Source organism: Flavobacteriales bacterium, assembly GCA_020635395.1.
Lineage (GTDB): Bacteria > Bacteroidota > Bacteroidia > NS11-12g > UBA9320 > UBA987.
Genome location: JACJZV010000001.1, coordinates 1,224,816 through 1,245,190, shown reverse-complemented (window position 1 = coordinate 1,245,190; position 20,375 = coordinate 1,224,816). Strand labels below are relative to the sequence as shown.

General features: G+C 36.5%; 21 protein-coding genes and 1 riboswitch. Of the genes, 18 read left to right on the top strand and 3 right to left on the bottom strand.

Translation table 11 applies throughout. The features are described from left to right. Positions 1 to 81 precede the first annotated feature (81 nt). The 15 genes from H6607_05325 to H6607_05255 all read left to right on the top strand — a co-directional run bounded on the left by H6607_05325 (position 82) and on the right by H6607_05255 (position 15,759). A complete protein-coding gene (locus H6607_05325) occupies positions 82 to 396 on the top strand; it encodes a hypothetical protein (GenBank protein ID MCB9261778.1) in 315 nt (104 codons plus the stop codon). Between the two features lies 1 nt (position 397). Continuing rightward, positions 398 to 775 (top strand): hypothetical protein, encoded by a 378-nt coding sequence (locus H6607_05320; protein ID MCB9261777.1) that lies wholly within the window; start codon positions 398 to 400, stop codon positions 773 to 775. A 143-nt stretch (positions 776 to 918) separates the two neighbouring features. Then, a complete protein-coding gene (locus H6607_05315) occupies positions 919 to 1,731 on the top strand; it encodes a hypothetical protein (protein ID MCB9261776.1) in 813 nt (270 codons plus the stop codon). 81 nt (positions 1,732 to 1,812) lie between these two features. Continuing rightward, positions 1,813 to 2,535: a hypothetical protein gene (locus H6607_05310; GenBank protein ID MCB9261775.1), complete on the top strand. Its 723-nt coding sequence runs from the start codon at positions 1,813 to 1,815 to the stop codon at positions 2,533 to 2,535. A gap of 495 nt (positions 2,536 to 3,030) precedes the next feature. Then, a complete protein-coding gene (locus tag H6607_05305; GenBank protein MCB9261774.1) occupies positions 3,031 to 3,453 on the top strand; it encodes an SRPBCC domain-containing protein in 423 nt (140 codons plus the stop codon). A 320-nt stretch (positions 3,454 to 3,773) separates the two neighbouring features. Next, positions 3,774 to 4,559 carry a hypothetical protein gene (locus tag H6607_05300; protein ID MCB9261773.1) on the top strand — a complete coding sequence of 262 codons (786 nt, stop codon included), beginning with the start codon at positions 3,774 to 3,776 and terminating at the stop codon, positions 4,557 to 4,559. A 9-nt stretch (positions 4,560 to 4,568) separates the two neighbouring features. After that, positions 4,569 to 4,718, top strand: a complete 150-nt coding sequence (locus H6607_05295) for a hypothetical protein (protein ID MCB9261772.1) — start codon at positions 4,569 to 4,571, stop codon at positions 4,716 to 4,718. Further along, positions 4,711 to 5,412, top strand: a complete 702-nt coding sequence (locus tag H6607_05290; GenBank protein MCB9261771.1) for an NAD(P)H-binding protein — start codon at positions 4,711 to 4,713, stop codon at positions 5,410 to 5,412. The genes H6607_05295 and H6607_05290 overlap by 8 nt, the downstream gene beginning before the upstream one ends. A 194-nt stretch (positions 5,413 to 5,606) precedes the next feature. Then, a complete protein-coding gene (locus tag H6607_05285) occupies positions 5,607 to 6,392 on the top strand; it encodes a hypothetical protein (GenBank protein ID MCB9261770.1) in 786 nt (261 codons plus the stop codon). Positions 6,393 to 6,570: 178 nt separating this feature from the next. Continuing rightward, positions 6,571 to 7,821 carry a hypothetical protein gene (locus H6607_05280; protein MCB9261769.1) on the top strand — a complete coding sequence of 417 codons (1,251 nt, stop codon included), beginning with the start codon at positions 6,571 to 6,573 and terminating at the stop codon, positions 7,819 to 7,821. Positions 7,822 to 7,966: 145 nt separating this feature from the next. Further along, on the top strand, positions 7,967 to 9,430 hold the full coding sequence (locus tag H6607_05275) for a glycosyltransferase family 39 protein (protein ID MCB9261768.1): 1,464 nt from the start codon (positions 7,967 to 7,969) through the stop codon (positions 9,428 to 9,430). A gap of 104 nt (positions 9,431 to 9,534) precedes the next feature. Further along, entirely contained in the window at positions 9,535 to 10,089 is a 555-nt protein-coding gene (locus H6607_05270; GenBank protein ID MCB9261767.1) for a hypothetical protein, read from the top strand. A gap of 141 nt (positions 10,090 to 10,230) precedes the next feature. Beyond that, a riboswitch (TPP riboswitch) is annotated at positions 10,231 to 10,325 on the top strand. Between the two features lie 46 nt (positions 10,326 to 10,371). Continuing rightward, positions 10,372 to 12,822: a TonB-dependent receptor gene (locus tag H6607_05265; protein MCB9261766.1), complete on the top strand. Its 2,451-nt coding sequence runs from the start codon at positions 10,372 to 10,374 to the stop codon at positions 12,820 to 12,822. Positions 12,823 to 12,854: 32 nt separating this feature from the next. Then, on the top strand, positions 12,855 to 14,474 hold the full coding sequence (locus H6607_05260) for a Na+/H+ antiporter NhaC family protein (GenBank protein MCB9261765.1): 1,620 nt from the start codon (positions 12,855 to 12,857) through the stop codon (positions 14,472 to 14,474). A gap of 34 nt (positions 14,475 to 14,508) precedes the next feature. After that, entirely contained in the window at positions 14,509 to 15,759 is a 1,251-nt protein-coding gene (locus tag H6607_05255; GenBank protein MCB9261764.1) for a hypothetical protein, read from the top strand. Here H6607_05255 and H6607_05250 read toward each other — a convergent pair. Continuing rightward, a complete protein-coding gene (locus H6607_05250) occupies positions 15,756 to 16,187 on the bottom strand; it encodes a DUF1573 domain-containing protein (protein MCB9261763.1) in 432 nt (143 codons plus the stop codon). The two genes, H6607_05255 and H6607_05250, sit on opposite strands and share 4 nt — an antisense overlap. 125 nt (positions 16,188 to 16,312) lie before the next feature. On the opposite strand from H6607_05250, the gene H6607_05245 reads away from it, so the two are divergent. From H6607_05245 to H6607_05235, 3 genes are read left to right on the top strand one after another with little or no spacing between them, the layout of a single operon-like run. Then, positions 16,313 to 16,804 carry a TlpA family protein disulfide reductase gene (locus H6607_05245; GenBank protein ID MCB9261762.1) on the top strand — a complete coding sequence of 164 codons (492 nt, stop codon included), beginning with the start codon at positions 16,313 to 16,315 and terminating at the stop codon, positions 16,802 to 16,804. 13 nt (positions 16,805 to 16,817) lie between these two features. Then, on the top strand, positions 16,818 to 18,026 hold the full coding sequence (locus H6607_05240; GenBank protein MCB9261761.1) for a hypothetical protein: 1,209 nt from the start codon (positions 16,818 to 16,820) through the stop codon (positions 18,024 to 18,026). Beyond that, positions 18,027 to 19,058, top strand: coding sequence for a metal-dependent hydrolase (locus H6607_05235; GenBank protein ID MCB9261760.1), 1,032 nt, complete (start codon positions 18,027 to 18,029; stop codon positions 19,056 to 19,058). Between the two features lie 68 nt (positions 19,059 to 19,126). Here the strand turns inward: H6607_05235 and H6607_05230 are convergent, their stop codons facing one another. Both H6607_05230 and H6607_05225 read right to left on the bottom strand, forming a co-directional pair. Then, on the bottom strand, positions 19,127 to 19,615 hold the full coding sequence (locus H6607_05230) for a DUF1761 domain-containing protein (GenBank protein ID MCB9261759.1): 489 nt from the start codon (positions 19,613 to 19,615) through the stop codon (positions 19,127 to 19,129). A gap of 40 nt (positions 19,616 to 19,655) precedes the next feature. Beyond that, complete coding sequence (locus H6607_05225) at positions 19,656 to 20,273, bottom strand: LysE family transporter (protein ID MCB9261758.1); 618 nt, start codon at positions 20,271 to 20,273, stop codon at positions 19,656 to 19,658. Positions 20,274 to 20,375 lie beyond the last annotated feature (102 nt).

Genomic DNA, 20,375 nt, shown 5'->3' with positions numbered 1-20,375 from the left:
AAATATGCACAATTGGTGGTTTGTATTGGGCATATACGGATGTTGTAGTTCATTTAAAAGACCATACTGCATAAATTGATAATGAAGAAAGACATTGAAATACAAGGAATATTCGAAGCAATTGACAGTTTTGCTGTAAGAAGAAAAAATCAATTCTTTGTAATTGGCAATTTGATTGAAGGGACTATAGAGCCAGACTGGTTTGTAAGCATCAGATTTAATGATTCTATCTCAATGACTTTAAGGATAAATAGTATTGAAGAAATTGAGTTTACATCAAGACAAGACAAATATAAGTTGTTGGTTACAGATTGTGATAATGAAACAATTGACTTTCTATTGGGGCTTAATGTTGGACTTGAAATGTTAGAAGTTACAATTGAAGGTGAGGATTGATATGGGATTGTTTTCAAAATATAAGTTAAAAATTGATTTGCCTAAAGGTATGTCTTCAAGGATAGTGGATGATACGATCAGATTTATTGGAACAACAAGCAGTCTGACTTATTTAGCTCATGAAATTAGAAAATTGAATTTGCTAGAAAACGGTGACTTGATAAAATTAGATAAAGTTGATTTGAGAGTCTCTGACGAGATTACAAATTTCACTATTGACAAAAAAATAATTGAAATGCCTCGACAAGCATGGAATATTTTTGCCAGCAAGATTCTTGAAGTTGTTAACGGATATGAAGATAGTCCATTTGATTTTAATGATTGTGGATACTTATCTCCTAGACTAGATTTTGATATTGGAGTGGAACTAATTGATTAAAAACGAACTACAACAATGTGTATAATTCATAAGGGTTTCAGTGGCATGCGAAGCATAGTCTCCCGCTTCAAATTTGGTAAAGGTGGATACAAACGAAGCCCGCAATCCCTTACGAAATCATACACTCACCGTTACCTAGCATAATGAAAAGAATTTTATTCATACTATTCATATTAACCGGATTTCAGTGTTATTCTCAGATAAATATGGATTCATTGCTCAATGAACTATTGCATTCCAATCAATACCAAAAGATTGAACCCACAAAGCGACTTCTTGAGGAATTTCAGAGATACGAAAGTACAGATGGACAGGAACTGTACGAAGTTTATTTTGACTCAACTGGTAAGTTGAATGAATACCTCGGTTTGACTGTGTCCTATTTTCTTAAGGATAAAAAGGGAAGGACAATAAAAAGGGTTGGTTATAATCTAAAGGGAGAATATTACCTGTGGGATTTAAACCCGATAACTGAATATAAATATCTCGGAGATTCAACAATTACCGACTATTTTGATTCTAAGTCGAAATTGGAATATCGAAATCTTACAATTGTTGATTCACAAGGACGGATTATCGAAAAATCTGAATTTGACAATCAACTTCAATTAGTCATTAAAATTGCAACGTTTTACAATGACAAAGAAAACGAGATAATTGTAAAAAGAATTGGCCGAGGTGATGTTTTAAAACCAAATAAAAATGGATTGTCAATTCAAGTAAAAAAAACTGACTCGGCTGATAGCACTTTTGTTATTGAAGAGCAATTTCTCGATTCCAATTCAGAATTAATTGATGCAGACCATAATGATCTTGGGCGGGGCATTGAATTAAAATACTCATATTTGAAACGCAAAATTCAGAATGGAGAGACCATAGAAAATTATTATAATGTTGAAGGAGTTGAAGTTTGCCGTGTCATAGATGGGATATCAGTATTAATAAACGCAAGGTAACAAGAGCTATATTGCATACCCTGCGGGATACGCATCATAGCCAAACCGTTGTGCGGCAGCTAAAAAACTATAAAAGATTAAATGACAGAAACTAGAAACATAAAAGAAATTGCTCCATTTTTGGCAGACGACTTTGTCGACTTGGACCAACCAATCTTTGATTTTGCACAATATTCAAAATTCCTAGATGATAATTCTGACCAATTAGGGAACTTGAAAAAATATCTAATCGGAAAACTTCATGATAGTTGGATAACTAGTTTCAAGTTGGGCGACGAAAAACTACTCATTGACCTGAATGACTTTTCGACTCACGTTTTTTCAGACGCAATCGTAGAAAGGTTAGATATTAAAATTAACCATGATAAACTTGTTTTTCCAGTAACCTTAGAATTCATGGGAAATGTGAAGGTCGAATTTTTTCAAGTAGAAGAAAACGGAGACTTAATAGAGATTGACCAAATTTCATTTAGTGAATATCTTGGAGAGCAGCTTTTAAAACTCAATCCTAACCGAATTGAAATAGCGTTTGAACTATGGCACGATAATCCAGGCAAAGATTTACCTGGTGACAGAATATTAGCGATGGTTTCTGCAAAAGAGTTGAAACTAATAGAGAATCAAGACAAAGCTTGGAATGAGATTTTTGAAAAAACTTACGACAACTACTATCAATATTTTAAGGAGCAATTCGAAAGTGACAGGTATGTTTCTGACTACTCAGAATGCTTGAAGGTAATAGATGAATTTGAATTAAGAATAAAAAAGCCGACCGCACAATCGAGTAGGCGGCTCTCCCCATAAATGAGGAGAGTGCACCTCTCACACCACTCCCGATAGCTATCGGGATTCGGGTCTCGAATACGGCGGTTTGTTAACTTGACCTTTGTTTGTGATAATAGTCGGTCATTGATAGATAACCCCTTTGTTTTAACCTTGATACGGTGATGGTTGTACCCAATATCGGGCTTGGGGCTTACGAATACTTCCCTGCACTAATCTTCTACGCGTATAGAGGACTTTTACCTCATCAGCTAATCCAATAATCTTTTAACTATTGGTTATCACCCTCCTTTCAGCTAAATTTGGAGAGTGTTTGCCATTTGCGGCACACACATTTTGTAGCCTCCATTTGCCCGTTCGACGGTTTCGCGTCCGCGAAACCTCTGAACATGGACAAACGGCGGCTACAAGTTAACGTTAGCTGTCATTGCAATGAACACCTGACAAAACACCAAACAGACGACAAAATTTTTACGGGACATTACAAAACGACAAAAAACAATTAACAAATAAAATATGGCAACAAACATTTCAACAATAAAACTAAACGCTTCGCCAGACAAAGTTTGGGACGCATTGACAAATCCTGAAAAAGTAAAACTTTGGCAATATGGTAGCGACTTACAAACAAGCTGGGAAATAGGGACTTCTATAAAATTCGTAACAAAATGGGAGGACAAAGTATTTGAACAATGGGGAACAGTTTTGGAATTTACTCCATTGACAAAACTTAATTATTCGTTATTTGCACCAAGACCTGACCTTGAAGACAAGCCTGAAAATTATTTTATAATGAACTATGTTTTGACAGCAGAAAACGGACAAACAAAACTTGAAATTATACAAGAAGACAACCGACCAAACGCAGTTCAGGAAGAACCACAAGGTGAAGAAAATCCTATTTTACAAACACTAAAAAAACTTGTAGAAACGACATAGACAAAACAACGAACCGCTAACAAGGGTAGCTGTTGCACAACTACCCTCAACGCTATTTTTGATTTTTACCTCAAAAACAAAATACAATTAACTCGCTGATAATAAGAAGATTAAAATTACAACTTTTTTGAAATAGTTGAAAAATAGAGTTACTTTTGAGTTCTGCAACAGGCACACGGGTTTTGCAAAAGTGGCGTGTTCAGTACTTTTTTAGAAACTTTTGTGCTTTATCAAAGTTTAGCGGTTTTTAGTAACTTTGATGCTGAAATTCCACCACTTCGCAAAGCCGAGAACCGTTGTTCCACATTAGAAGAATAGAAATGAATAGAATTTTAATAACAATATTTTTTGGATTATTGATATCAAGTTGCTCTGACAACAAGATTGATAAAAAAGGATTTCAGGTAAATGAAATTACAGAAAATGAAGACGGACAAAAAGTTGTCGGACTTCAAATTGACTCTTTGAAACTTGAAACAAGACCAAGAAATGTTCTGTTGACTTTCAATTCTGAACATAGATTGACACCAATCTATAAGGTTAACTATGATAAGCGAACTAATGAGCCATTTACTGGGTCAAATGAATTTCATTCTTCTTGGGTCGATGAATATGAAATAGGGAATAATTGGAATAACAACCTAATGCCCGGATTTGAGGCAATTTACGGCTATAATTTCGTAAACATTTCACATTATAACCATCGAACAAAAACAGAAAACAAACTATTTGATAAACCTGTGCTAATCAAAACATTATATTATCCTACTTTTTCAAAGGATACGCTAAATTTTCAACCTGTAAAAAGGGATTTCTATATGGTTTCTGCATACGATGAGGACACAAATGAAGATGGTTTTATAAATGTAAAAGATTTGAGAAGATTTTACTTTTTTGACATAAATGGACAGAATAAAAAAGCACTTATTCCAAAAATTTATTCGGTAATGAGTTCAGAATATGATTCTGCAAATGATTTAATGTATGTATTTGCCAGATTAGATAAAAATCAAAATGGTCAAATGGAATCTAATGAGCCATTGGACATATTTTGGATTGACTTAAAAAATCCTGAAAATGTAGGACAACAATATAAAACTGAATAAAAAAAAACGGTGTACAATCGAGTAGGCGGCTCTCCCCATAAACGAGGAGAGTGCACCTCTCACACCACTCCCGATAGCTATCGGGATGGAGCTTCTATCAAAGTTTCTGCAATGGCTGAAAGCGAATACAAAAATTTAAAAGAAAAAAACAATGGATGAATTACAAAATAGCAATAATTCGATTTCTGTGGTTATGCTCGGTGCAACAGGTATGGCCGGAAGTTATGTGCTTAAAGCATTATTGCAACAGCCATACAAGATACATCGCATTACTTTATTGGGAAGGCGAAAAATTGAAAATTTAGAAACGGGTAATATCCAAGTAGAACAATATGAAGTTGATGTTTTCAACCCCGAAACATACAAGTCATATTTAAACGGACACACTGTGGCCATCTGCACTTTGGGTGTTGGCGAACCATCAAAAGTGAGCAGAGAGGAATTGGTAAAAGTTGATAAAAAGGCAGTGATAGAATTTGCTTCTCATTGTAAAAATTCAGGCGTTCAGCATTTTGAAATTTTATCTTCCGTTGGTGCTAATTCTAAATCCAGAAACTTTTATTTAAAGGTAAAAGGTGAATTGCAGGAAGAGTTGTCGAAACTCGATTTTAAGCGTTTAAGTGTTTTTCAGCCATCAATGATTCTAACCCCAACCAACCGTTTTGGTTTCACTCAATGGTTAATGCTAAGATTATTTCCATTGTTTAAGCCTTTAATGCAGGGCTCCATGACGAAATACCGCGGTATAGCCGTACAATCTTTAGGCGAGGCCATGGCACTTAATATTTTTAACCAAAAGTCGAAAGAAGAAATCTTGCAATGGAAGGAAATGGAAAATCTAACCTCCAAGTGAATAGAGAATATAATGGCAAACAAAGTAATTTTAACACCGGTAACGTACAAATTTAAAATTGACCATAAACTGGAGCGTTATTATGGAATTTGTTTTAAATCATGAAGTGTTTTACCGATACTGCCGTTTTGGATGTTGAGGTCAGAAGAGTTTTCGTATCTTTGAATACACTTGTAAATTTATAAGCATAAACAATGAATAAAAAATATTATCTACTTCTTATACTTGCCATCTATGCCGGTTTGTCTGGTTGCTCAACATCAAAAAAAACTAAAGTCGCTAATCAATGCGGCGAACAAACTCTTGACACCGTTTGGTCGATATCCGAAAAGCACTTCTTAGTACAAAATCCTGAAACAAAAAGGTATAAGTTGGTTTTGGACACCACGTACGAGAATTTAAAATTTGCGAGATTGTATAGCAGATGTTTTCAAGTTCTGGACGAGAATAACCGCATTTTTTATGTTTCGGTTCTTAATGGTGCAAAAAGTAAAGACCCTGATTTTATTGGGATATGTGGAACCGTTCCACACTATACACTTTCGATAAAGCATTCTGGCTCTTGTTTTACAGTTTTCGAGGATGAAACCTACCACGACTATCAAAACAAGATTCCACCAGAAAAAAAGCGTCAAATTTGCGACAAAGATGTTGATTCGGTTTTATTTATCAACGGACGAACAGAATTCAAATTTGATTCAAACTTTGAGATAGGGATAAAAAACGTTGACCCGCAAACCCTTATTTTAGTGAAAGATGGAGTCTATTATTTTGAGGATTCTATCAATATTGGTTACGATTCAATAAACTTTAACGATTATTCCCCCACGTTAAAAACATTCAAAAACGGGCTTTGTGGTTTGCATGGCATTATTGAACCAAAATATATAAGGATAGGAGTGTTTAAAACATACTTGGCCGAAGCTGAAACAATTGACGGTCGAACAATCTATATCGACATTGAAGGAAACGAATACTAATCATTTTGTTGTTCAATTCCATTCATATCCAATAAAAGTTACTAATATGGCCTTGAAGATTTTTAAGTCTTGAAATAATGACCAAAAAAATTGGTCTTTTCTTTTTTAGTTTATTTTCTTTGTTGAGAATGAATGTTGAGTAATACCTATTTCTGGTCAACATTAGAAATCACAATAGATGATAAAAAAAATATCGAAATTCACTCTTAAATTATTTGTTGGCATCATATTATTGGCATTGGTTATGTACGGGGTTTTTCACCTTTGGGAGTATGCCACTGGTGGCAAATATGTCAAATACTTAAAAGACAACAGCGAAACAGTATTTTTAGAAGATTCTTTTAGCTTTGAAATTGCCAAATCGGATATTAACAAGTGTAAACTAATATTGGTTGGCGAAATTCATGGCACAAAAGAACCCACCAAATTTGATGTAGAATTTTTTAAATTTCTACATAAAAATTATGGAATTAGGAGTTATGTGGCAGAGTTGGACTTTGTGCAGGCCGAATATCTCAACCAATTTTTGGTAAACAAAGATTACAATTTATTGAAAAAGGTGTTAAAGCGATGGGTGGTCGCCCAAGGTAGAAACAATGAGGACTATTTTAACAAATACATCCAATTTCAGGCATTTTATGAGAGCCTAAATGACAACGATAAATTTCAGTTTTTTGGAATAGACAAAATTCAAGATTGGGAATTAACCACGCAATATTTGAACGACCTGTTGCCAGAAGACCAAAGTATTTTACCCATTGAATATAATACCGAAAATTTACAGGAAGGATTGTTGAAGCAAATTAACCAACTAAATGGATATTATGCTGACAATAAAATAGTGTTGGCAAAGTTGGCGAATATAAAAACCAATATTGAAGCGGTAGAGCAGAACATAAACAGAGAAGATGTAATGTTCTCAAATTTTAAGACTACCTATCGTGAAAATGAATTTAGCAGACAGAAAATATATGGGTATTTTGGCATTTATCATGTCTTTCAATATAGAGTAAATGGCGAATATCCATTGGCTGCAAAAATTAGAATGTCTGATTTAGGATTGGAAGATAAAATGTTGTCGATAAACTTTTTGATGAACGACAGCTATATGGTAATGGATAGCAAACAATTGCCAGAACCGATGCGTGATAAGGGCAAGTACACAAAAATGAAACTATCAGCCGACAACATGTTGGTAATGTATATTGTTGGCATTAAAGATTTGAAGAGAATGACGGGCAAAAAACAAAAATCCTTTATTAAAATGAACAGCGAAAGTAGTCCGTATGCAAATTCGAATCGATTAAACAGCTCTTTTCAATTATTGCCTGTTACAGATTTATTTGAAATGACTGATAAGGGCAAGCCATACATACAGTACACCATATTTGTAAGGAATTCGGATTGGGCGGAACCGATGAAAGATTAACAAAAACTGCAAAATTTAGTGACTAAAATTTACTTTTAAGACATATTAGTCTTACCAAAATGTGGGTATTCCATTTTTATCAGCATACTCTTTGTCACTAATGGTTAAAAACAAAAATCCTCCTTTGAAAACTTATTTTTGACAGATGGAAAAAAGGATTCGAAACATCACCTTCATTTCAATAATTATTCTCAGCACTGTCATGCACTTCAACCATTTTTCAAAAGATTTGATGAGCGTGCATGTGTGGCGACAAACTCAAACGCAGGTTACCATTAGTACGTTTTATGAAGAAGATATGAATATTTTCAACCCTCGAAGACACGACCGAGGAGATACCGACGGCATTTTTAGGATGGAATTTCCCATTATGCAGTGGTTGGTGGCTTGTCTTTATAAAGTGTTTGGAAATCATTTAATCATTACCCGTTTGTTCATGTTTTTGGTTGGTTTGCTTGCCGTTTTGGGTATGTACCAATTGTTGGATGAGCTATTTCATGCCCCCATATTATCGGCCATTGGGGCTTGGGCTTTCAATTTCTCGCCGAGCTTTTATTATTATACCATCAACCCCATGCCCGACAATTTTGCCCTTTGTTGCTCCATTTGGGGACTTGCTCTTTTTTTCCGATGGTATAATGGCCAGAAAAACAAGTATCTTATTTTTTCCAACCTATTGATTTGTCTGGGTGCTTTGAGTAAGCTGCCTTTCATTCTATTCTATATCGTTCCGTTGGTATATTTTATTCAACAAACTATTAAGAATGGTCTAAAAAAAGAGTATTTTATACAGGCCGTTCTTGCCGGGGGCATGGCCATTTTTCCTATTGCTTGGTATGCCGTTGTAATTCCGCAATGGAAGGGCAATGCAGTGTTGGGGGGAATGCTTAAAAACGATGATTCGCCGTATAAAATTATGGATTATTTGCAGCATAATTTAATTTCAACCATGCCAGAATTGTTGGTTGGCTACGGCTCAATGTTGTTCTTTTTGGCTGGATTTTTCTTTCTTGTAAAAAACAAATCATACAAAAATGCCAAGTTCTCTTTATTGCTGTGGCTGAGTGTTGGTGTATTGATGTATTATCTTTTTGAAGCCAATGCCATTGCCAAAATTCATGATTACTACCTTTTTCCGTTCTATCCTTTATTGTTCATTTTGGTAGCTTATGGAGCTTTCCACCTGTACAATTCGGGTAAAACGATTTATCGCAATCTAGCCTTGGCGTGTGTGGTGGCCATTCCAATAGTTTGTTTTTTTAGAATGCACGACCGCTGGAATCCGGAGGCACCGGGATTTAACAAAGATTTGTTGGTATATAAAACGGAGTTGCAACAAGCCATACCAAATGATGCTTTGGTGGTGGTTGGAAACGACGAATCTTATTTTATATCGTTTTATTATATCGACAAAAAAGGATGGGGTTTTCATGATGACAACCTTACCGCCAAAAACTTGAAATGGATGATTAGCAAGGGAGCGGAATATTTATACACGGACTCAAAAAACATATTAAAAAAACCCGCTATTGCCAAAATGGTGGGAGAATTAGTTTTTGAACGTGGGTCGATACAAGTGTATAAATTGAAAAAATCAGAAGAAACTTGAGTAAATTGGTTTCCTAATTCTTCGATGGGTGCAATGGATTCTTTGTTGGCCGCGGCGAAAGGAGATTTTAACAGAATTCACGGGGTTTAGCTATATTCGAATTTATGAAATATCGGCAGTTCATTTCTTTGTCTATTCTTATAATTACAGCATTTTGTAGTTGTTTCAAAAAAGATGCATCAAAAACTGAAATGGTTACGGTTTCTCCAAAAGACTTTAGTGACTTTGAATATTCAAAAATCTTCGCCTTTGTAACGTTAGATGCCTATGATTATTCCGATTTATTTTTTGAAAAAAACATGGATATTTCCAAATTCGGGGATACCATTAGCCATCAATTAGATAGTTCGCAAACTGTTTACCTAAACGATTTACTAAGCGGTCGTTATCGAAAACCATATCCCAAAGCGGATTCAGTTAGAGCAGTTGCCGATTGTTTTTTTCCTCGGCACAACATCATTTTTGTTGACCAAAATGACAGTATCGTTCAGTTTGTCTCGGTTTGTTTTGAATGCGGAAATGCCAAATCGAGTAAAGAATACTTGGCAGATATGGGCAATTTAAAATCATTTTTTAATTCAATTGGTTTAAAAGTCTTTGATCGTCCGGATTTACATTCAGCACATTACGACTCTCTTAGACAGGCAAGTATTAAATAGTTCGGCTTCGTGGTGGGCTAAAACTGCATTTTCCCGGAGAACTTGTCTTAGATTTTCTCGGTCAGCCGTGTGCATTCTTGGTTACCGCGGCGAAGGTAGGTTTTTAGGCAGATTTTCAAAATTTCCTCTACTTTTGCCCGTACAAAAGGGGTGCTTTTTGATAGGTTCAAAAGGCTGAGATGATACCCATAGAACCTGATGCAGGTAATGCTGCCGTAGGAAACACAATTCAATTTGTATCACTCAACTCCTGTATTTTTTATTTTATTTAAAACACAGGAAATGAAACAGTTTACATTCATTTTAATCATTCTGCTAAGTGCCTATGCCTCGCACGCTCAGCTTTCTTTTTCAGGAAGGATTACCAATGAAAATGATGGGAAAGGCATTGCCAATGCCGCGGTAAGTCTTACAAACGGTAACAATTCCTATTATCAACTTACAGACGAAAATGGCTTTTATCAATTTACCAATTTGGCTTCCGAAAATTACCGCATTTGCATAACCCATATCAGTTACGACTCGACTTGCGAGTCTATTTTGGTTGATAAAAACATGGTTTATAATATTTCGCTTCGTCCCGCCAATTACACCACCGAAACGGCCATTGTAAATGTGGTTAGAGCTAATGGGAAAAATCCGTCTGTAACCACTTATCTCGACAAAGAAGAAATAATAAAAACCGACCAGGGTAAAGATTTTCCCTATTTGTTGGATATGACTCCGTCAACCGTAATAAGCAGCGATGCTGGCAATGGCGTGGGTTATACGGGAGTTCGAATTCGGGGCATAGACCCCACACGTGTAAACGTGACCATAAACGGAATTCCACTAAACGATGCCGAGAGTCAGGGCGTTTATTGGGTTGATTTGCCTGATTTGACAAGCTCAACACAAAATGTGCAAGTGCAACGAGGCGTTGGCACAAGCACCAATGGTGGTGCGGCCTTTGGCTCGAGTATAAACATTAAAACCGACATTGTTCCGAGTCAATATTCGAAAGTTTTAAATTTTGGTTTTGGTAGTTTTAATACTCAACGACTAAGTGCGGCATACTCCACAGGCAGACTCAAAAACAATTGGGCATTTTTATTTCGGGGCAGTTTAATTGAGAGCGATGGTTTTATTGACAGAGCTTCTTCCGAGCTTTTATCAACCAATTTGGCTGCTTCTAAATACTGGAAAAAGGCAGTATTTAAAGCAAATCTGTTATTTGGTAACGAACGAACCTACCAAGCCTGGTGGGGCATTCCTCAACCAAAATTTGAACAAAATACGCCCGAACTGAACCGATACATAAACCAACTTTGGATAACCGGAAACGATCTTCAAAATTTGCAACAATCGAACTCAAAAACCTATAATTACTACACATACGAAAATGAAGTAGATGACTACAATCAAAACCATTATCAACTTTTCTACGACTATCATTTCAATAAAAAACTAACTTTTAGCTCGGCGGCTTATACCACCACCGGAAAGGGATTTTATGAGCAATTTCGGCCAAAAGATGACCTGTCGTTTTACAATCTGCAAAATCAAATTGTCGGAAACGACACGTTTACTACTGCCGACATTATTAGAAGAAGATGGTTAAAAAACGTATTGGTAGGTGGTTTGGCTTCGCTCAATTATAACGTTAAAAAAATGGAAGCATCAATGGGTTTGGGCTACAATACCTATTTCGGAAATCATTTTGGCGAAGCCATTGCTACTGAATTTACAGCTTATGAAGCCCTCAACTCACTTTATTACGACAACAATTCAAGAAAAGGTGATGGAAATGTATATGCCAAACTGCAATACAAACTCAAACATTTTTACCCTTATTTAGATGTGCAGTATCGCACCATTTCATATCATTTTGAAGGTTTTGATAATCAAAATGAAGCAAAAAACTATTCTGTAAATTATGGTTTTTTCAACCCAAAAGCAGGCTTTTTGTTCGAAAAACGATTTACTCAGCTCTATGCTTTTTATGCACGCGGAAACCGTGAACCGGTGAGAGATGATTTTAGAAACAGTAAAAACGGAAATTGGCCAATGGCAGAGCAACTTGATGATATTGAAACAGGCTACAAACTGAAACGAAAAAGAACCATGCTTGGACTGAATGTGTATTACATGAACTACAAAAATCAGTTGGTTTTAACAGGAGCCATAAACGATGTGGGCGAAGCCATCCGGCAAAATGTGGCCAAAAGCTATCGAAGAGGTATTGAGGCCGAGTTTCAATGTGCATTATCGAAAAGCCTGCAATTGGGTGGCAATCTTACCCTTTCTCAAAATAAAATTGTTGATTTTATTGAAACCATATACGAATGGGATGATGACTACGAAACCTTTACAAATACCTATAAAAACACCAACATTTCATTTTCTCCGTCCATCATTTCGGCAGCCCAATTGGGCTATAAAGTCAATCCAAACTTTACCCTAAATATTCACTCAAAATACGTTAGCAAACAATTTTTGGACAATACGCAAAGCGAAAACCGAATGCTGCCGTCTTTTCATTACACCGATGTTTCCATAAATTATTCTACCGACCAGTTTAAAGGGATAAAAAAAACCACGTTATCGCTGTTTTTTAACAATATTTTCAACCAGTCGTTTGCACCAAATGGCTACACTTTTGGTGGTATTTTGCAAAACCAAAGAGCCGATTTCAACTACGTTTTCCCGATGGCCGGATTTAATTGGATGTTAAAAATTAGAATAGAATTGTAGTCGTAAAACTTGGCAATGATTACATTTGCTCGATGAGCACTTTATTTTTGGATATAACCCCTACCCTTTCCTTTTGGAGCGTGGTGCCACCGCTCATAGCCATTGTGCTGGCGTTGATTTTTAAAGAAGTTATTATCAGCCTTACCCTGGGCATACTCAGCGGAATGCTTATTATAGCCAATAGAGCCGAAGAAAACCTTGCACAAACATTTTTGAATGTGCCACTTCAGGTGCAAAAATCGCTTTTCGATGAAGGCCATTTGTCGGTAATTCTATTTACGGTTTTAATTGGCGGAATGGTGTCTGTCATCTCCCAAAATGGCGGAATGATGGCCATTGTCAAAAAAATATCTCATCGGGCATCAACGGCAAAATCAGGCCAAATGGCCACATGGTTTTTGGGCATTGCCATTTTTTTTGATGATTATGCCAATACACTTATTGTTGGCAACACCATGCGACCCATAACCGACAAGCTCAAAATAAGCAGAGAGAAACTGGCCTATTTGGTAGATTCTACCGCCGCTCCGGTAGCTGCCATCGGCTTCATTACCACTTGGATTGGGTCGGAGCTGGTTTACATAAAAGATGGCATTTCAAAAATTCCGAATGGTGCAAACTTGTTTGGTAGCGAATACTCGGTATTCATCAGTTCGTTGCAGTTTATGTTTTACCCAATTCTAACGCTTATTTTCATGTTTTTTCTTATTTGGAAAGGCAGAGATTTTGGCCCAATGCTCAAGGCTGAGCAAAATGCTCGAAAGATAGAAACCTCCGGTATCGAAAATGCGAAAGTGGGCGAAATTGACCAAATTCCGGACAACAAAGAATTTGTTTTAAACGGGCTTTTACCCATTTTAACCTTAGTAGTTACCGTTGGTCTTTCACTTTATTTTACCGGAAAATTTGCACTCAAAAATGCTGACAACGCATCGCTATCCGACATTATTGGCAATGCAGATTCTTACAAAGCGTTGGTTTGGGGTTCATTTTTGGGTCTCGTTTCTGCCATTCTATTAACTGTTTCTACAAAAGTTTTGTCTATCGAAAAAACCATGAATTATGTGTTAGAGGGGTTCAAATCCATGATTCCGGCTATCGTTATTTTGGCGTTGGCTTGGACATTGGGAAGCCTCACTGAGCAATTAGGAACAGCAGAATATTTGGCACAAATAACTGAAGGAAACATACTGCCACAATTGCTGCCAACCATTGTTTTTATTTTGGCCGGATTAATTGCCTTTTCTACAGGAACAAGCTGGGGAACGATGGCCATTTTATACCCTATGGTTCTATTTACCAGTTGGAAAATTTGTATTGATTCGGGTATATCACAAGATTTGTCCTTGTTCGTTTTTGCCAACGTGGTTTCCGCAGTTTTAGCTGGTTCTGTGCTTGGCGATCATTGCTCGCCCATTAGCGACACCACCATTTTGAGCTCCATGGCCAGCGATTGCAACCACATTAGCCATGTAAAAACGCAAATGCCTTATGCCCTAACAGTTGGTGCCGTTGCCATACTTCTTGGAACACTTCCGGCAGGTTTCGGGGTTCCATTTTACATTACTTTTCCGCTATGTATTGCTGCATTGTATTTTATAGTCTCATATTTTGGTAAAATGGTTGACAATACAAGCAGTAAAACAGCGTAAATACGATATTTTTGCGAGGTAGGTAAGTAATAGAGTGGGAACCTCCCAGAAAATATCACAACAAAAAATTAGCAGACGCATCAAAACTGGTGCTTTTGTTATCGTTCCACTTATTGTTTTGGGTACTGGCTCCATTGTTTATCAATTCAAACACGATTCCGGATTTGGTTTCTTCGATTTCAAAATTGAAAAACTATGGGATTGGGCATCTCCAAAACAAGCTGCACCTTTAAAAACAATTGCTGTTGAAACAGAAAATCCTCTTATTCCTTTCATACATTATCCCAAAGAAGAAAAAACCGTCTCAACCATTAATGAACGAGAATTTGTGGACGTGGCACCTGTTCTTAAAGCCCCTCAATTAAAGAAAAATGATGCTCAGGGTGAGTCGAGATTTGCTTTTGCCACCTTAGAACATAAAGAACTAAAAGATATTGGGTTTAACTCAACCCCTACCCCATTTCTAACTTTTGGAAAAGCAATTGCAATTGATCAAAAAGAAAATCTTATCCCTGAAAATTTGAAGGCTATTCGCTCAAAATGGGCATTGGGTCTTTCCTTTTCTCCAGGTTTGAGTTATCGGCATTTGGGATACAACGACTTTAGAAATTTTGCCCGCTTTGATGGCAACAATGCCTTTGTGTATGGTCAAAGCAAAACGTTTAGAAATAAAAACGATAAAGCAGCTTTAGGTTTTTATGCCGGTCTGGATATTTATTACCACATTAACCCAAAATGGAGTGTGCAAACCGGCGTTTATTACGCATCATTGGGGGAAGAAATGCTGGTTGTAAACAAACGAAACGCAAACCGAACAGCACTTTCATCCTCCGAAAGCGTATTCAGCAATTATTCTGCCGTATTTGATTCGCCAGAAATGGTTGGATATGACGATGCCGAACTTATACCATACTCTAATTATTATGGATTTATCGAAATTCCTTTTATTGCCAATTTTAAAGCACACCAACTCGGAAATTCATTATTTGCCGAAGCCCAGTTGGGTCTATCTTATTCTTACCTCGACCATGCCGATTTGTTGATTTACGACTACGAAACGAATAAATATTACTGGATATACAGTTCCAAATTTCCGTTGCTTAACAAACATTTTCTAAACAGCACCGTGGGTGTGCAGCTGTCTCAATACATCAGCAAAGAAGTAGAAGTTTTTGTTAATCCGCAGTTCAAATATTCGCTTACTTCAACCTTCAAAAAAGACTACGAAATCAAACAAAATCAATGGATTACTGGGCTTAGAATGGGAATGAAAGTACATCTTTAATGTTTGTGACCATCATGTTGGTGGTCTTCTTCTTCCATTATTTCGGATGGTCCTTCGGTTATCGTTACCCGAATTACCAAATGTAAATCTCCAGCGTTGGTTTCTAAATTTACCCCTTTTAAATGCTCACCTGGCATTTTTTCTTTCGTATCAAATGTAATGTGAATACTTCCTGTATCACCTGCTTGAACAAAATCAGAAGTCCAATTGCTGGCCGTGCAGCTACATGTTGATTTTACATCCAATATTTTAAAAGGGGCATTCCCCACATTCACAAACTTAAACGTATGCTCCGCTGCCTCGCCAGACTTAAAGCTACCCATGTTGTAATTCATGCTGTCCAAAAAAATTACTTTGGGAGCTGATTGAGCAAAACCCATATATGCAAGGACCATTAAAACTATTGTTACGAATATTTTATTTTTCATTACACCAAAATTATGACTTTATGCACGAATAAGACGCATCTCAAAAATCGATTGTTGCATCTATTTCAAAAATCAAACCAATTTTAGGCAGAACAAATTACACTCTTGATATGTTTATCAAACCAATGAAAATGTTCATATCGCTTTTGGGGGTAGTCTTTTTGCTCCATTCTTGCAGCAAAGTTGGAGAGAAGGCTCCCGCTTTTTCTATGAAAACCATTTCGGGTGATAGCATAAACTCTGCCGATTTATTGGGCAAAACCATTGTGCTGAACGTTTGGGCCACATGGTGTCCTTCATGCATAAAAGAAATGCCCGAACTCAACAAACTTCATAAAAAATACGAAAGCGATACCGCTCTGGTTTTCATAGCCTTGTGCGATGATGATGAATCAAAAATGAAAAATATTTTGCAACGGTTTGATTTTGACTATTTGCAGGTGGCAGATGCAAAAAAATATACATCAAAAATTCAGAGCAGATTGGTAAAAACCTATCCTCAAAACCTGATATTGGATGATAATTTTAACATAGTTTTTGAAGTTTCTGATGAATCGGAAAACATATTCGAGGCAATGGATAGCAAAATTCAAGAATTAAAATCTGGCACAAATTAAATTTGCAAACAGTATGCATTGCAGCACAATATCCTCAAAAACGGATGATTTAAAACTAAGTATTTTTGATTCGATACATCTGGTCAATCAAGCTCAGTGGGATGGTTTGGTGGCTGATAATAACGTTTATCTTTTGTCTGGTTATCTCAAATCTCTCGAAAACACCTTATCCGATACCATCGATTTTAGGTACATTTTATTTTATCGTTCAGAATCTGCAGGACATTTTGAACCAGTTGGGGTGGCCATTGTGCAATTGCTAAAATTTGATCTGAGCGATTTCAACATTTCTGATTTAAAAAACCGATTTAACGGATTATTCTCCGAAAAAATGTTTAGCAAAATGGAAGCACGGGTTTTGCTTTGTGGCAACGCATTTTCTACCGGAGAAAACGGCTATTTGTTTTGCCCAACAGTTGACCCCGAATTGGGAAAAGTCAACTTAAGTAGGGCATTGGATAGAATAAAACGCGATGAAAAGAAATCTAAAAACGATGTCTCTGTGGTATTGCTAAAAGACTTTTGGCCTGAATCTTTCAGTTATGTCAAAGAAATGAACCACGAAGATTTTATCGAATTTATGATTGATGTAAACATGGTTCTGCATTTTGATGAATCATGGAAAACCTACGATGATTATCTGGAAGCCATGATTACCAAATTTAGAACCAAGGCAAAGAGCATTTATAAAAAATCTGAGGCCGTACAATCTCGCGTAATGAACCAATCGGAAATAGTCGAACATATTGACGACATCAACCAATTATACAAAAATGTTGTTGGTTTGGCCAACTACCGTTTTGCAGAAATAAAAGCCGAAACCTTTGCAGAGATGGCCAAAAACATGGGTAACAACTTTGTTTTTACCGGATATTTCATTGAAAACAAAATGGTTGGATTTAGTTCTGGTTTTAAATTCAAGAATATTTTTGATGCTAATTTTGTGGGTATTGATTATGATAAAAACCACGAATTTGCCATCTATCAACGTATGCTGTGCGACTTTGTGAAACTATGTTTTGAGCATAATCTGACCGAATTGTGGCTTGGCCGAACCGCCGAAGAGATAAAAAGTTGCATTGGTGCCGAACCCATACCCATGAAACTTCTAATAAAACATCGAAACAGCATTGCCAACAAATTGATAAAACCATTTGTAAGCAAAATAGCACCCAGCCAGTTTGAAATTCGCAAACCGTTTAAGGCAGTTTATTATCAATAAATGGATTCATTAACTCAGATAGTTTTAGGTGCTGCCGTAGGTGAGGCCACTCTTGGCAAAAAGGTTGGAAATAAGGCCATGCTTTGGGGTGCCATTGCAGGCACTATTCCTGACCTTGATGTGATTGGCCGTTTTTTTATGGATGATATTTCGGCACAAGAGTTTCATAGAGGCATATCGCATAGCTTGATATTTAGTTCGGTATTGGCACCTATTTTGGGTTGGCTACTGTTTAAGTTTCACGAAAAAAGAAAAAACGAAGCGAGCTTTAAACAATGGTCGTGGATGTTTTTTCTCACGCTGGTCACCCACCCGCTGCTTGATTGTCATACCACATGGGGTACCCAATTTTTTTGGCCGTTCGATTTGCGGATTGCATACAACAACATAAACGTAGTTGACCCCGCCTATACCCTCCCCTTTTTGGTGTTGGTTATTATGGCACTTTTAGCCAAACGGGGTAGCCGAAATCGCAAAAGGTTGAATAATCTTGGTTTGATAATAAGCAGTGCCTATATGCTTTTAACCATTGGTTTTAAATTCTATACAAAATCTGTTTTTGAAAAAAATCTCAGTCAAAAAAATATTGAATATGCACACTTTTCAAATAAACCAACTTTTGGAAACGGGTTTTTATGGACGGCCACTGTTGATGTAAAGGATTCATTTCTAATTGGTTATTATTCCATTTTTGACAAAGACCGCAACATTCAATTTCATAGCTACCCAAAAAATTATGATTTGTTAAAGCCTTATGAAAATGAAGATCAAGTGAAACGTTTGATTTTTTTAACCCAAAATTGGTATGTGGTTCAACAAGATTCTAACCACCTTTATTTGTGCGATTTGCGGTTTGGAGAGAGTTACGAAAACAGCGGTGTAATTGTTTTTATGAATGAATTGATAAACGAAAATGGAAAAATTGTCGTGAAACGAAAAAAGCCGGATTTTGATAAGTCTGATTTTCCGAAATTAATTGGAATGCTTTATAGACGGGCGTTTGGAGATAAAAGTCAGGTTTTTGTGAAATAAAAAAAAGACCTGCCCGATTTTAAAAACAAGGCAGGTCTTTTTATTTTCTACCAAACCATATCTATGAACTACAAAGAACCTGGCCATGGTGACCATTGACAAATAATGCCACCCATAATTCCCAAAGTAATCATCCAATATCCAGCGTTTATTGCAATGTACTTAAAACTCTTACGCTCAAAAAGTGCGTTGGTGGCCAAAATGGGTAACGCAACTACCAATCCGCCAATTATTCCATGAAATAGACCATGTTTGAAGGTTCTAAAATTTTCGGAATATTTAGACATAAAATCAATGTAATCAAGTTGGCTTTTGTCGCCATTAAAAATGGAATAAACACCCATTTGATGAATAGTCATACTGTGCATTGCAAAAGACAAGAGGCACGCAAACACAAACGAAAGACCAAAAACCAACGGCATATTTGCTCCTTCTGCCTTTTCTTTGGTCATGCCTGATTCTGCCATCCAAGCATTGCCCATTACCTTTGGATTGTACCAAATAAAACCGATAACCATTGGCACAAGTGCCGCTAAAAGTAAAATTAATAATCCCATATTTTCTGTTTTTTATCAAAAGTAAGTCGAAGACCGGAAATCACAAAGCAGTTTGGGCGGCAAAAACAAAAAGTCGGATGCTAAAGGCTATTAATAAAAGCCCGATAACCAAATAAAGTTTTCTGAGAAATGTAGGTTCGATAAATTTTCTCAAATATTTGGCACCCAACACCTTTAAGGAATCGGTAAAAACAACGCCAAACAATGCCGCAGCCATAAAAATTTTTACTTGATTGGTTTGCCCAAAATCTTTTTCGGCCAAGCCAATAATGGCGGTCCAAACCCCAAAAACAAAGGGGTTTACAATATTTATCAAAAAGGCTTTTGTAAAAAAAGAAGCATATTTTCCTTTGCTCACATGATGAATATCAACATCTTTTGGTATTGAAGGTTTAAAAATATAACCTAAACCAAAAATAACCAAAATAAACCCACCGATGATTGACAACCAAAATTTATTCTCGCCCCCTTCGAACAGCACCGAAGCCCATTGATAACAAACAACTACGGCCAAAATATCACTTGTAAAAATTCCGAAAGCCGCAGTTAAACCGCTCTTTGTGCCATATTGCAAACTAGTTTGCAACAGGTAAAAGAATACCGGCCCAATAAAAATCATCATGCCTAACCCGGCCAATAAACCATGCCATAAAGCCATGTGGCGAAAATAAGTCTAAAAAAATGTTCAGCGTAATGGCTTTTTCCCCGAAAAACGATTCTAATCAACATCTTAACAAATTGTATGATTTTTTGAAAAATA